Below are 12,477 nucleotides of genomic sequence, written 5' to 3' on the forward strand. Positions count from 1 at the left end.
CGGACGACGCCCGGCGGACGAGATGTCCGCCGGGCGTCGTCGTGCGCGGGATACCGTGTGGACCGACGGCGGTGGGACCGCCTGGCGTGCGGGCATCCCGGCCGGCCGTACCGAGGAGGACGCATGACCGAGCCGCTCACGCCCCCGAGCGCTCCGACCCCCTCCGAGGTCGACGTCCACGGCACGGCGATCACCCATGACCCTGACGGCCGGGCGCCGCGGGGCCGGGGAGCCGGCGCGGGGAGAGGCAGTCGTCCGGGTGAGGGCATCGGCTCCGACCCCGGCGCGGACCCCGGCGCGGACCCGGGCTCGGACCCGGCTGCCGAGGACGACCCTCGTCGCCGCGGCACCGGCCGCTCGGCGCGGCGCGGCGGCATCGGGGCGTGGCTGCGCGAGACCGCGATCGTCGTGGTGTGCGCGCTCGTCCTGTCCGTCCTCATCAAGACGTTCCTCGTCCAGGCGTTCTACATCCCCTCGGGCTCGATGGAGGAGACCCTCGAGGTCGGGGACCGGGTGATGGTGAGCAAGCTGACGCCGGGTCCGTTCGACCTCGAGCGTGGCGACATCGTCGTGTTCGTCGACCCGGGCGGCTGGCTCGAGGACCAGCCCGTGGAGTCCAGCAACCCGGTGCAGCGGGCCGTCACCGACGGCCTCACCTTCGTGGGGATCCTCCCGCAGGACGCCGGGCAGCACCTCATCAAGCGCGTGATCGGCCTCCCCGGCGACACCGTGACCTGCTGCGACGCCGACGGGCGGCTCATGGTCAACGGCGAGCCGATCGACGAGCCCTACCTTGCGCCCGGCGCGCAGCCCTCGGGGCTCGAGTTCGAGGTCGTCGTCCCCGAGGGGCACCTGTGGGTGATGGGCGACAACCGGGACAACTCCGCGGACTCCCGCGCGCACATGGGTGGTCCGGGTGGCGGGTTCGTGCCGCTCGAGAACGTGGTCGGCACCGCGTTCGCGACCGTGTGGCCGATGGGCAACGTCGACTGGCACTCCGACCCGGAGGAGACGTTCGAGGACGTCCCCGCACCGTGAGGGCCGCGCCACCCGACCTCGCCCGCGAGCGCGAGCTCCTCGCCGATCTCCCGGAGCACACCGTGGTGCTCGGGGTCGACGAGGTCGGCCGGGGCGCGCTCGCCGGACCGGTGACCATCGGCGTGTGCGCGGTGGGCAGGGCCACCGGGGAGATCCCGGCGGGCCTCACCGACTCCAAGGCGCTGCGCCCCGCCGCGCGCGAGGCCCTGGTCGAGCCGGTGCGCGCCTGGGCCGCGGCCTGGGCGGTCGGGCACGCGTCGCCGGCCGAGATCGACGCCCTCGGGATCCTGCCGGCCCAGCGGCTCGCGGCGAGGCGGGCGCTCGTCGCCGTGCACGCCGACCTCGCCCGGGGCGGCCTCGTGGCCGGGGCGACGATCCTCGACGGCGCCCACGACTGGCTCGCCGAGCCCGAGGCGGACCTGCTCACCCTGGCGAGCGACGCCGTCGTGGCGGCCGCTGCCGGCGTCCCGGCGTGGGACGTGCCCGTGATGACCGAGGTGAAGGGCGACCTGCGCTGCGCCTCCGTGTCCGGGGCGAGCGTGCTCGCCAAGGTCGAGCGGGACGCGCTCATGGTCGAGGCCGCCGCGCGCCCCGAGCTCGAGGCGTTCGGCCTCGCGGGCAACAAGGGGTACGGCTCCGCCGGTCACCTCGCGGCGCTCGCCGAGCTCGGCGCGAGCGACTGGCACCGGCGCTCGTGGCGGCTGCCCGCTCGTCGGGGTGCATGATGGCCCTGTGAGTGCCGAGGACCTGGAGAACTACGAGACCGAGCTCGAGCTGGGGCTCTTCCGCGAGTACCGAGACGTCGTCAATCTCTTCACCTACGTGGTCGAGACGGAGCGCCGCTTCTACCTGTGCAACAGCGTCGACGTCCAGGTGCGCAACGCCGGCGGCGACGTCTTCTTCGAGCTCGAGCTCTCCGACGCCTGGGTGTGGGACGTCTACCGCTCCGCCCGGTTCGTCAAGAACGTGCGCGTCGTGACGTTCAAGGACGTCAACGTCGAGGAGCTCAACCAGTCGGACATCAAGCTGCCGTAGGGGTGGTCGGTTCGTGAGGGAGCGCGCGGGGGCTCATGAGCGGCTGGTCGGGGGCTCGTTCGTGAGCGGCCGCGCGGGCGGGCGCTCGTGACGGACGACCTGCCGGAGCCGACCGTCGTCGAGCTCGACGCCCCCGTCGCCTCCTACGTGCTCGGCCCGGAGCGGGACGACGACGCCGTCGCCACCTCTTCGCTCGGCCCGGAGCGCGACGGAGCCGCCACGAACGCCGCCGACGTCGTCCTCTGCCACGGCACGCCGTGGTCGTCGCGGGTGTGGGAGCCGGTGGCCCGGCTGCTCGCCCGCGACCGTCGCGTGTACCTGTGGGACATGCCCGGGTACGGGGCGTCGATCCCGGCGGCCGCGCCGACCGACGGAATCGATGCGCCCGACGGATCCGACGGCCCACCGCCCGACCTCCCCGCCGTCGACCTCGTCGCGCAGCGCCGCCGTCTGGCCGCGCTCCTCGACCACTGGGGGCTCGAGCGGCCGCACCTCGTGGGGCACGACATCGGCGGCGCCGTCGTCCTCGGGGCCCACCTCCTCGAGGGGGGCGAGGCGGCGACGATCACGCTGCTCGACATCGTCACGCTCGACCCGTGGGGCTCCCCGTTCTTCCGGCTCGTCGCCGAGCACGAGGACGTGTTCGCCGCCCTGCCGTCGGCGCTGCACCGCGCGCTGGTGCGCGAGTACGTCACCGGGGCCGGCGGTCCCGGCCTGGACCCCGCGCTGCCCGACGACCTCGCCCGGCCCTGGACGAGCGTCGACGGGCAGGCTGCCTTCTACCGGCAGATCGGTGCGCTCACCCCGGAGCACACGCGGCCCGTGGTCGAACGGCTCGGCTCCGTCCGCGCGCCGACGGCGATCGCCTGGGGCGAGGCGGACCCGTGGATACCGGCGGAGCAGGGCGCCGAGCTCGCACGACTGCTGCCCGGCGACCCGGAGGTCACCCTGCTGCCGGGCGTCGGCCACCTCGCCCCGCTCGAGGCGACGCGGGCGGTCGCGCGCGTAATCGAACGGCGGATCGCCGCGAAGTAGCGGGCGTGCCGGCGTGCGCTCGCGCGGGCGATTCCCTGCGTTCGTGTGGCCGTGTGGCCGTGTGGCCGTGTGGCCGTGTGGCCGTGCGGCCCGGCGTGGCCGGGCGTCGCGCGTCGGCGACGAAGTCCCCACAGGCACGGCCGACGCACCCTCGTCCACAGACCTGCCGTGTACGCCGGGCAGCCGTCTTCCCGCTCGCCTTGGGTGGGTCCCGGAGGTGGTCGCGATGCCGGACGGCACGGGCACGGAGCGGGACGAGAGAACGACGACGGCGGACGCGGTGGGCGCGGCGGGCACGGCGCGCGGGGCGGTACCGGGGGCATCGGCGACCGGGATCGCGCCGGCGCAGGACGACCAGGCGCAGGACGACCAGGCACCGCCGCCGTCGGCCGGGCGCCTCGCGCTCGGTGCGTGGGGCGAGCGGGTCGCCGAGCGGTACCTCGAGGGGCTGGGCATGGTCGTCGTCGAGCGCAACTGGCGGGTGCGGGACGGCGAGCTCGACATCGTCGCCTGGGACCCGGAGGGCAGACGCTGGACCGTGGTCGAGGTCAAGACCCGGCGCAGCACCACATTCGGCGACCCCGTCGAGGCCGTGACGGCCGACAAGGCGGCGCGCCTGCGGCGGCTCTCCCGCGCCTGGGTCGTCGCACGCGCCACCCGCGCCCGGCCGTGGGACCCGGAGGCCGGGCAGGAGGCCTACCGCGGCGCACGGATCGGGATCGACGTCATCGGCGTGCTCCTCACCGACGGCGCCCCTCGGATCACGCACCTGCGGTCGGTGGCCTGATGGGCGCGTCGTTGGGGCACGCGCGGGCGGTGGCCGTGGTCGGGACCACCGGGCACGTCGTCGACGTCGAGGCGCACATCGCCGACGGCCTGCCGGCGTTCACCATCGTCGGGCTCCCGGACACGGCTGTCTCAGAGGCCCGCGAGCGCGTGCGCGCCGCCCTGTCCTCGTGCGGCCGGGCGTGGCGCCCCTCGCGCACCACGGTCAACCTCGCCCCCGCCTCCCTGCACAAGCACGGCACCGGGCTCGACCTGGCGCTCGCCGTCAGCGTCCTCGGCGCGGCCGGGGACATCGCCGACCGCCGCCCCGGTCTGTTCCTCGGTGAGCTCGGGCTCGACGGCCGGGTGCAACCGGTCCGCGGGGTCCTGCCCGCCGTGCTCGCCGCGCGCGACCACGGGCTGCGAGAGGTGGTGGTGCCGGCCGCGAACGCCGCCGAGGCGCGGCTCGTGGGGGAGATGACCGTGCGGGCGGTCGAGCACCTCGCGGACGTCGTCGTCGCGCTCGGGGGAGAGGCGCACCGACCCGCGCTCCCGGCCGGTTCGGAGACCGCCGGACGGTCCGGAGGTGCAGGTGGGGCGAACGGCGCCCAGGCGGCGCCCCGGCCGGAGCCCGACATGATCGACGTCATCGGGCAGGCCCCGGCGCGCCGGGCCGTGGAGGTCGCGGCCGCCGGCGGGCACCATCTCCTCCTGCTCGGGCCGCCCGGCGCGGGGAAGTCGATGCTGGCCGCCCGCATGCCGGGCCTCCTGCCGGACCTCGACGACGACGCCGCGCTCGAGGTGACCGCCGTGCACTCCGTGGCCGGGACGTACTCCGGCGACTCGCTCGTCCGGCGGCCGCCGTTCGAGGAGCCGCACCACACGGCGACCGCCGTCGCGATCGTCGGCGGCGGGTCCGGGCTGCCGCGGCCCGGCGCCGCCTCCCGCGCACACCGCGGCGTCCTCCTGCTCGACGAGAGCCCCGAGTTCCCCACCCGGGTGCTCGACACGCTGCGCCAGCCGCTCGAGACAGGGGAGATCGTCCTCCACCGCGCCGCCGGCTCGGCGCGGTTCCCGGCACGCTTCCAGCTCGTGCTCACGGCCAACCCGTGCCCGTGCGGGAACGCCGACCGGGACGGCGCGCTGTGCACGTGCTCGAGCGCCGTGCGGTCCCGCTACCTCTCCCGGCTCTCCGGACCTCTGCTCGACCGGGTCGACCTCCAGGTCCAGGTCGCGCGGGTCTCGCGCGCGGCCGCTTCGGTCGAGGAACCGTCGGAACCGACGGCGGTCGTCGCCCGTCGGGTCGCCGCGGCTCGCACGGCCGCCGCCGACCGGCTCGCCGGCACCGGGTGGAGCACGAACGCCGAGGTGCCCGGTGCGTGGCTGCGGGAACGCACCGGTCGCAGCGCGGTGGCGACGGTGGCGGACGCCGTCGACACCGGGCGGCTGACGATGCGCGGGATGGACCGCGTCCTTCGGGTGGCCTGGTCGATCGCCGACCTCGCCGGGGCGGACTCGCCGAGCGACATGCACGTCGGCGAGGCGATGACCCTCCGGTCGCAGGGGCCCCGCCGTGGCTGAGCCCGGCGGTCCGACCGCCGCCCACCGGGTCACGGACACCTCACCCGCACTCTCGACCGAAGAAGGCCTGGCACGCTCGATGGACAGCTCACCCGCACTCTCGCCAGAAACCCCAACCGCACTCGCGGTAGGGAATCGACCTGAACGCTCGGCGGAGGTCGTCGCGGCCGCCGCGTGGACGCGGCTCGTCGAGGGGGCCGACCCGCAGGCGCACCGGCTGATCGCCGTCCTCGGCGCTGTCGAGGCGCTCGACTGGGTCCGCCACGCCGCCTCCGCGACGGCCCTGCCCGCGGCGCCCCACGACGCCGAGGTCGGGCGGGGCACGCTCGCCACCTCCGTCGCGCGGTGGGCCCCGCGCCTCGACCGGCTCGCGCCCGAGCGCGACCTCGACACGATCGAGAACCTGGGCGGCTGGTTCACGATCCCTGGCGCCCCCGGGTGGCCGGTCGGCCTCGACGACCTGGGGGAGGACGCGCCGGCCGGCCTCTGGGGCCGCGGGCGCCGGGCCGCGCTCGAGCGGCGCGCCGTCGCCGTGGTCGGCTCGCGGGCCTCGACCCCGTACGGGATGACGGCGGCCGCCGAGATCTCGGCCGGCGTCGCGGGGGCGGGCCTCGTCGTCGTCTCGGGTGGTGCGTACGGGATCGACACGGCCGCGCACCGCGGGGCGCTCGTCGTCGGGGGTACGTCCGTCGCCGTGATGGCCGGCGGCGCGGACCGGTTCTACCCGCAGGGCAGCGCGGAGATGCTCGCGCAGCTCCTCGACGACGGAGCCGTCGTCGCCGAGTCCCCGCCCGGGTCGAACCCGGCGCGGCACCGGTTCCTCTCGCGCAACCGCCTCATCGCCGCCATCTCGGGCGCGACGCTCGTGGTCGAGGCGGCCCTGCGCTCGGGTGCCCTGTCGACCGCGCGGCACGCCGCGTCGATGGGGCGCCCGCTCGGTGCGGTCCCGGGACCGATCACCTCGATGGCGTCCGCCGGCTGCCACCGACTCATGCGCGAGCAGGGGGCCACGTGCGTGACGAGGCCCGAGGAGCTCGCAGAGCTGGCCCTGCCCATCGGCACGAGCCTGGCGGCGACCGGCACGAACGGTCGGGGGACCACCGACGACGCAGGAACGGACCCGCTGCCTGGTGGGGACGGCCCGTCGACGGAGGAGGACGGGATGCTCCCGGGCCTTCTCGACGGTCTGGACCCTGCGTGCCGGCGGGTGCTCGACGCCCTGCCGGCCGTCCGCGCCGCCGACGAGTCCTCCATCGCGCGCAACGCCGGGCTCGACACGAGGACCGTCCGCTCGGCGCTCGGCCTCCTCGAACTCTCCGGCCGGGTCGAGCCGGTGGGAGAACGGTGGCGACGGAGCGGGCAGCGTCCCGGCGGCTGACGGCGTACCCTGCGTGCCATGACGGGGACGATCGCCGGGTCGGACGGGTCCGCCGCGGCCGCCGCAACCACCTCGGTCGTCCCGCGCGGGGAGCTGCTCGCCGGGTTCGAGCGTCACCTCGCGGGTGAGCGGGGGCTCTCCGCGCACACCGTGCGCGCGTACCTCGGCGACGTCACCACGCTCCTCGTCCACCTCGGGCACGCCGACGACGACTCCGAGGTCGACCTCACGGCCATCGATCTCACGGACCTGCGATCGTGGCTCGCCGGCCAACGGTCCGAGGGGCTCGCGCGCTCGACCCTCGCGCGTCGTGCGGCCGCCGTGCGGTCCCTCGGCGCCTGGCTCGCGCGCTCCGGCCGGGTCGACGTCGATCCCGCGCAACGCCTGCGGTCGCCGCGCCCCGACCGCCACCTGCCGACCGTCCTCGGGGTCGATGCCGTCGAGCAGCTGCTCGGCTCCGCCGCCGAGCGCGCCGAGGACGGCGACCCCACCCACCTGCGCGACCACGCCGCCCTCGAGCTCCTCTACGCGACCGGCCTGCGGGTCGGGGAACTCGTCTCGCTCGACCTCGGCGCCGTCGACCTCGCCGAGCGCACGGTCCGCGTGGTCGGCAAGGGGAACAAGGAACGGGTCGTCCCGCTCGGCGTCCCGGCGGCCGAGGCCGTGCGCCGCTGGACGGACGAGGGGCGCCCGTCGCTCCCGGTGCGCGCGGGGGAGCGGGCGCTGTTCGTCGGTGTCCGGGGCTCTCGCATCGATGCCCGGACCGTGCGCGGCATGCTCCACCGGGCGACGGCGCTCGCCGGCGTCGCCGACCTCGCCCCGCACGGGTTGCGGCACTCCGCCGCGACGCACCTGCTCGCCGGCGGCTCGGACCTCCGCTCGGTCCAGGAGATCCTCGGCCACTCCTCGCTCGCCACGACGCAGCGGTACACCCACGTCAGCCCCGAGCGCCTGCGGTCCGTCTTCACGCAGGCCCACCCGCGCGCCTGACACCCGTCCAGGCCTACCCGCGAGCCCGACACGCCCGCGCGCCCAACACGCCCGCGCGCCCAACACGCCCGGGCGCCTACCCGGCTCACCCGGACGATCGGCGGTACTGCTCCCGACGCCCGCCCCTCACCGGCCGAGCGGGAGCAGCCGGACGGGCTGCGGTGCGTCGCCGAGCAGCGAGAGCGGGTCGACGTAGTCGTGGCTCCCGCGCCGCGCGCCCCAGTGCAGGCACCCTGGCGGCGGGCAGTGGCCGGCCGCGAGGGTCCCGACCACCTCGCCACCAGTGACCCGGTCGCCCGCGGACACGCTTGCCGACACGGGCTCGTAGGTCGTCCGCAGCCCGTCGGCGTGGTCGATCGACACGACGGGCCGCCCGGCGACCTGGCCGGTAAACGCGACGACGCCGTCGGCCGCCGCGACGATCGTCGTGCCGGGCCGGACGTCGAGGTCGACCCCGCGGTGCCCCGGCCCGTACCGCGACTCCGACCCCTCGAACGGGGCGAGCACCGGGACCGCGCCACCGGTGGGCCAGTCGTACTCGACGGACCCGTCCGACGGATCGACGTCGGGCGAGAGAAGGGTGCCGGTCGCCACCCCGGGCGACGCTCCGGCGTCGTGCGGGGTCCCTCCGACGGCGAGCGAGAGCGAGCCCCCGACCGGACCGACCACGGGGCCGACCACCGGCCCCGGCGGGGACGGCGCACCGGGCAGGGCGTGCGCGGCCGGCGCGCGTGCGCCCACCAGGGTGAGGCAGACGGTGAGGGCGAGGACGAGGAGGGCGCGGCGGACGACGTCGTCGTCGGGGCGACCGGGTGCGCGTCGTGGGGTCATGGCACCAGGCCACCGCATCGCCGCACCACCGCGTCCGGCGATCGCCGCGACCGGTGGACGGCGGCGTCGCGGGACCGCCTGTGGGGACGTCGTGCTCAGGAGTGCGACACATGGAAACACCTGCGCCCCCGTGGTCACGTGAGTCCCACGACGCACCGATCGGCGCGCGAGCCCCGGTCCCGCTCCGCTACCATGACAGGGCGACCGGTCTCTGGCCGGTCGACTTCGCGTGCCTGCTCACCGCCGCACCAGCCCCCGCCCCGCGCGGACGGCCTCGGTCGGCGGGGCGATCGGCAGCGGTCCCGCCTCGCGGGCGCCGACGTCGCAGGCACCAGGGGTCGTGGCCACCCGGTCACGACCGACAACCACGGAGAGGGCCCCGCCGCCGAGCGTCGGGGCCGAACGCGTGCGGGCGATCCCGCACCGAAAGGAAGAGCCATGGCCGTCGTGTCCATGCGTCAGCTGCTCGAGTCCGGTGTCCACTTCGGTCACCAGACCCGCCGCTGGAACCCCAAGATGAAGCGCTTCATCCTCACGGAGCGCAACGGCATCTACATCATCGACCTGCAGCAGTCGCTCGCCGAGATCGACCGGACCTACGAGTTCGTCAAGGAGACCGTCTCGCACGGCGGGACCATCCTGTTCATCGGCACCAAGAAGCAGGCGCAGCAGGCGATCGAGGAGCAGGCCCGCCGCGTCGGGATGCCCTTCGTCAACCACCGTTGGCTCGGCGGCATGCTGACCAACTTCTCGACCGTGCACCAGCGGCTGCAGCGCCTCAAGGAGCTCGAGCAGCTCGACTTCGACGATGTGGCGGGTTCCCACCACACGAAGAAGGAGCTGCTGATGATGCACCGCGAGAAGGTCAAGCTCGAGCGCACCCTCGGCGGTATCCGCGACATGGGCAAGATCCCGTCCGCCGTGTGGGTCGTCGACACCAAGAAGGAGCACCTCGCGGTCTCCGAGGCGCGCAAGCTCAACATCCCGGTCGTCGCGATCCTCGACACCAACTGCGACCCGGACGAGGTCGACTACCGCATCCCGGGCAACGACGACGCGATCCGCTCCGTCGCCCTGCTCACCCGCGTGATCGCGGACGCTGCGGCCGAGGGTCTCGTCGTCCGGCACGGCGGCGCCAAGGGCGCCCAGGCCGACGACGCCGAGCCGCTCGCCGAGTGGGAGCGCGAGCTCCTCGCCGCGCACGAGTCCGACGCCGCCACCCCGGCCGCGACCGAGGCGCCCGCCGCCGAGGCTGAGGCTGCTCCGGCCACGGAGGCCCAGGCTGCTGAGGCCGCTCCGGCCACGGAGGCCCCGGCTGCTGAGGCCGCTCCGGCCGAGGCGCCCGCCACCGAGGCTCCGGCCGCTGAGGCCGCTCCGGCTGCCGAGACCGCCACCGAGGCCCCCGCGGCCGAGGCGACGGACTCGACCGACACCACCGCCAACTGATTCCCACCTGCACAGAGAGGAACCCATGGCCAACTACACCGCGGCCGACATCAAGGCCCTGCGCGAGTCGACGGGTGCCGGCATGCTCGACGTCAAGAACGCCCTCGTCGAGGCCGACGGCGACACCGAGAAGGCCACCGAGATCATCCGCGTGAAGGGTCTCAAGGGCATCGCCAAGCGCGAGGGGCGTGCGGCGTCCGACGGCCTCATCGCCATCGACGTCAGCCCCGGCGGCGCCGGCGAGATCGGCACGATGGTCGAGGTCAACTCGGAGACGGACTTCGTCTCGAAGAACGAGAAGTTCGTCGCGCTGGCCGACGCCGTGCTCCAGGCCGCGGTGGCCTCGGGCGCGACCGACGTCGAGACGCTGCTCGCCGCCCCGTCGGGCGACGGCACCGTCAAGGACGCCGTCGAGAACCTCGCCGCCACCATCGGCGAGAAGATCGAGGTCCGTCGCGTCGAGCGACTCGAGGGCGAGAAGGTCGCGTCCTACCTGCACCGCACGGCCAAGGACCTCCCGCCGCAGGTCGGTGTCCTGGTCGCCACGGACGCGGCGGGCGCCGAGGCGGCGCACGACGTCGCCCTGCACGTCGCCGCGTACTCGCCGGCCTACCTCACCCGCGAGGACGTCCCCGCGGAGACGGTGGAGAACGAGCGCCGCGTCGCCGAGGAGACCTCGCGCGCCGAGGGCAAGCCGGAGCAGGCGCTGCCGAAGATCATCGAGGGCCGGATGAACGGCTTCTACAAGGAGAACGTCCTGGTCGACCAGGCGTTCGCCAAGGACCCGAAGCAGACGGTCGCGCAGGTCGTCGGCGCCTCGGGCGGCACGGTGACGGGCTTCGCCCGCTTCCGCGTCGGAGCCTGACCCAGGCACCACTGGTGGCCCCGGACCGCACGGTCCGGGGCCACCCGCCTATCCGCACGAGATCGACCCGCTCCCCGGCACACGCCGCGCCGCCCGAAGGAGACCAGCGCCGATGACCGACCGAACCGACACCGACCTGACGCACGGCGGGACCAGCCCGGGAGGGACCGGTCCGGGTGAGATCGCCCCCGGCGGCCCGGGGCGCAACGCCCCCGCCCGGCGCCGCGTCATGCTCAAGCTCTCCGGCGAGGTCTTCGGCGGCGGCGAGGTCGGGCTCGACCCCGACGTCGTGCTCCGGGTCGCCCGCGAGATCGCGGACGCGCACCGCCAGGGCGTCGAGATCGCCATCGTCGTGGGCGGCGGCAACTTCTTCCGCGGCGCGGAGCTCAGCGCCCGCGGGCTCGACCGCTCCCGCGCCGACTACATGGGCATGCTCGGCACGGTGATGAACGCGCTCGCGCTGCAGGACTTCCTCGAGCAGTCGGGCGTGCGCACGCGCGTGCAGACCGCCATCACGATGGGCCAGGTCGCGGAGCCCTACATCCCGCTGCGCGCGATCCGGCACATGGAGAAGGGGCGCGTCGTCGTGTTCGGCGCCGGCGCGGGCATGCCGTACTTCTCCACGGACACCGTCACCGCCCAGCGCGCCCTCGAGACGCACTGCGACGAGGTCCTCGTGGGCAAGAACGGGGTCGACGGCGTCTACACCGCCGACCCGCGCACCGACCCGAGCGCGGTCCGCCTCGACCACCTCACCTACGCGGACGCGCTCGCCCGCGGTCTGCGGGTCGTCGACGCCGCCGCGTTCTCGCTGTGCATGGACAACGGGCTGGCCATGCGGGTGTTCGGCATGACCGACCGGGGTAACGTCACCCGCGCCCTGCTGGGTGAGAAGATCGGCACGCTGGTGACCGCCGGCGAGACAGACGAGGAGTGACCACGTGATCGACGACACCCTGCTCGAGGCAGAGGACAAGATGGACAAGGCCGTCGAGGTGGCCCGTGACCGGATGAGCAACATCCGCACCGGCCGTGCGAACGCCGCGATGTTCAACGCGATCCTCGTGGACTACTACGGCGCCCCGACGCCCCTGCAGCAGCTCGCCTCGCTGCAGATCCCCGAGGCCCGCACGGTCCTCATCTCCCCGTACGACCGGGGAGCGTCCTCCGCGATCGACAAGGCGCTGCGGGCCTCCGACCTCGGCGTCAACCCGACCGACGACGGCAACGTCCTGCGCGTCGTCCTCCCGGCGCTGACCGAGGAGCGTCGCCGCGACTACGTCAAGCTCGCCCGCAACGAGGCCGAGGACGCCCGCATCTCGGTGCGCGCCGTGCGCCGCAAGGCCAAGGAGGAGCTCGACCGCCTCGTCAAGGACGGCGAGGTCGGCGAGGACGAGGGCACGCGCGCGGAGAAGGAGCTCGACGCGCTGACGAAGAGCCACGTCGAGACGATCGATCAGGTCGTCGAGGCCAAGGAGAAGGACCTCCTCGAGGTCTGACCCACGAGGGGCCG

General features: G+C 74.9%; 13 protein-coding genes. 12 read left to right on the plus strand and 1 reads right to left on the minus strand.

Annotation, left to right across the window (positions count from 1 at the left end; translation table 11 throughout):
- Positions 1-123 precede the first annotated feature (123 nt).
- The 8 genes from lepB (at position 124) to ACPYO6_RS00670 (ending at position 7,822) form a co-directional block, all read left to right on the plus strand.
- The gene (gene lepB / locus ACPYO6_RS00635) at positions 124-1,038 is read left to right on the plus strand and encodes a signal peptidase I (protein ID WP_425712949.1); all 915 of its coding nucleotides are present in this window, start codon (positions 124-126) and stop codon (positions 1,036-1,038) included.
- Complete coding sequence (locus tag ACPYO6_RS00640; RefSeq protein WP_425712950.1) at positions 1,035-1,763, plus strand: ribonuclease HII; 729 nt, start codon at positions 1,035-1,037, stop codon at positions 1,761-1,763. The genes lepB and ACPYO6_RS00640 overlap by 4 nt, the downstream gene beginning before the upstream one ends.
- 7 nt (positions 1,764-1,770) lie before the next feature.
- Positions 1,771-2,073, plus strand: coding sequence for a DUF2469 domain-containing protein (locus ACPYO6_RS00645; protein WP_425712951.1), 303 nt, complete (start codon positions 1,771-1,773; stop codon positions 2,071-2,073).
- 87 nt (positions 2,074-2,160) lie between these two features.
- Positions 2,161-3,108, plus strand: coding sequence for an alpha/beta fold hydrolase (locus tag ACPYO6_RS00650; RefSeq protein WP_425712952.1), 948 nt, complete (start codon positions 2,161-2,163; stop codon positions 3,106-3,108).
- A 226-nt stretch (positions 3,109-3,334) separates the two neighbouring features.
- On the plus strand, positions 3,335-3,895 hold the full coding sequence (locus tag ACPYO6_RS00655) for a YraN family protein (RefSeq protein WP_425712953.1): 561 nt from the start codon (positions 3,335-3,337) through the stop codon (positions 3,893-3,895).
- The gene (locus ACPYO6_RS00660) at positions 3,895-5,454 is read left to right on the plus strand and encodes a YifB family Mg chelatase-like AAA ATPase (protein WP_425712954.1); all 1,560 of its coding nucleotides are present in this window, start codon (positions 3,895-3,897) and stop codon (positions 5,452-5,454) included. Before ACPYO6_RS00655 ends, ACPYO6_RS00660 begins: the two co-directional genes overlap by 1 nt.
- A gap of 79 nt (positions 5,455-5,533) precedes the next feature.
- On the plus strand, positions 5,534-6,832 hold the full coding sequence (dprA, locus tag ACPYO6_RS00665; RefSeq protein ID WP_425712955.1) for a DNA-processing protein DprA: 1,299 nt from the start codon (positions 5,534-5,536) through the stop codon (positions 6,830-6,832).
- Between the two features lie 18 nt (positions 6,833-6,850).
- A complete protein-coding gene (locus ACPYO6_RS00670; RefSeq protein ID WP_425712956.1) occupies positions 6,851-7,822 on the plus strand; it encodes a tyrosine recombinase XerC in 972 nt (323 codons plus the stop codon).
- 126 nt (positions 7,823-7,948) lie between these two features.
- Here the strand turns inward: ACPYO6_RS00670 and ACPYO6_RS00675 are convergent, their stop codons facing one another.
- Positions 7,949-8,653 carry a murein hydrolase activator EnvC family protein gene (locus tag ACPYO6_RS00675; RefSeq protein ID WP_425712957.1) on the minus strand — a complete coding sequence of 235 codons (705 nt, stop codon included), beginning with the start codon at positions 8,651-8,653 and terminating at the stop codon, positions 7,949-7,951.
- 438 nt (positions 8,654-9,091) lie between these two features.
- Between ACPYO6_RS00675 and rpsB the strand changes: the two genes are divergently transcribed.
- The 4 genes from rpsB (at position 9,092) to frr (ending at position 12,463) form a co-directional block, all read left to right on the plus strand.
- Positions 9,092-10,099 (plus strand): 30S ribosomal protein S2, encoded by a 1,008-nt coding sequence (gene rpsB, locus ACPYO6_RS00680; RefSeq protein ID WP_425712958.1) that lies wholly within the window; start codon positions 9,092-9,094, stop codon positions 10,097-10,099.
- Positions 10,100-10,124: 25 nt separating this feature from the next.
- Positions 10,125-10,964, plus strand: coding sequence for a translation elongation factor Ts (gene tsf, locus ACPYO6_RS00685; RefSeq protein ID WP_425712959.1), 840 nt, complete (start codon positions 10,125-10,127; stop codon positions 10,962-10,964).
- A gap of 229 nt (positions 10,965-11,193) precedes the next feature.
- Entirely contained in the window at positions 11,194-11,901 is a 708-nt protein-coding gene (pyrH, locus tag ACPYO6_RS00690; RefSeq protein WP_425713187.1) for a UMP kinase, read from the plus strand.
- A 4-nt stretch (positions 11,902-11,905) separates the two neighbouring features.
- Positions 11,906-12,463, plus strand: a complete 558-nt coding sequence (gene frr, locus ACPYO6_RS00695; RefSeq protein WP_425712960.1) for a ribosome recycling factor — start codon at positions 11,906-11,908, stop codon at positions 12,461-12,463.
- Positions 12,464-12,477: the final 14 nt, after the last annotated feature.

This window comes from Georgenia sp. Z1344, from assembly GCF_049856295.1.
GTDB lineage: Bacteria > Actinomycetota > Actinomycetes > Actinomycetales > Actinomycetaceae > JB111.

Excerpts from the sequence above, each read along its gene's own strand:
- lepB (WP_425712949.1), top strand. The coding sequence starts at position 124 with ATGACCGAGCCGCTCACGCCCCCGAGCGCTCCGACCCCCTCCGAGGTC.
- ACPYO6_RS00655 (WP_425712953.1), top strand. The coding sequence starts at position 3,335 with ATGCCGGACGGCACGGGCACGGAGCGGGACGAGAGAACGACGACGGCG.
- ACPYO6_RS00660 (WP_425712954.1), top strand. The coding sequence starts at position 3,895 with ATGGGCGCGTCGTTGGGGCACGCGCGGGCGGTGGCCGTGGTCGGGACC.
- dprA (WP_425712955.1), top strand. The coding sequence starts at position 5,534 with ATGGACAGCTCACCCGCACTCTCGCCAGAAACCCCAACCGCACTCGCG.
- ACPYO6_RS00670 (WP_425712956.1), top strand. The coding sequence starts at position 6,851 with ATGACGGGGACGATCGCCGGGTCGGACGGGTCCGCCGCGGCCGCCGCA.
- ACPYO6_RS00675 (WP_425712957.1), bottom strand. The coding sequence starts at position 8,653 with ATGACCCCACGACGCGCACCCGGTCGCCCCGACGACGACGTCGTCCGC.
- rpsB (WP_425712958.1), top strand. The coding sequence starts at position 9,092 with ATGGCCGTCGTGTCCATGCGTCAGCTGCTCGAGTCCGGTGTCCACTTC.
- tsf (WP_425712959.1), top strand. The coding sequence starts at position 10,125 with ATGGCCAACTACACCGCGGCCGACATCAAGGCCCTGCGCGAGTCGACG.
- pyrH (WP_425713187.1), top strand. The coding sequence starts at position 11,194 with ATGCTCAAGCTCTCCGGCGAGGTCTTCGGCGGCGGCGAGGTCGGGCTC.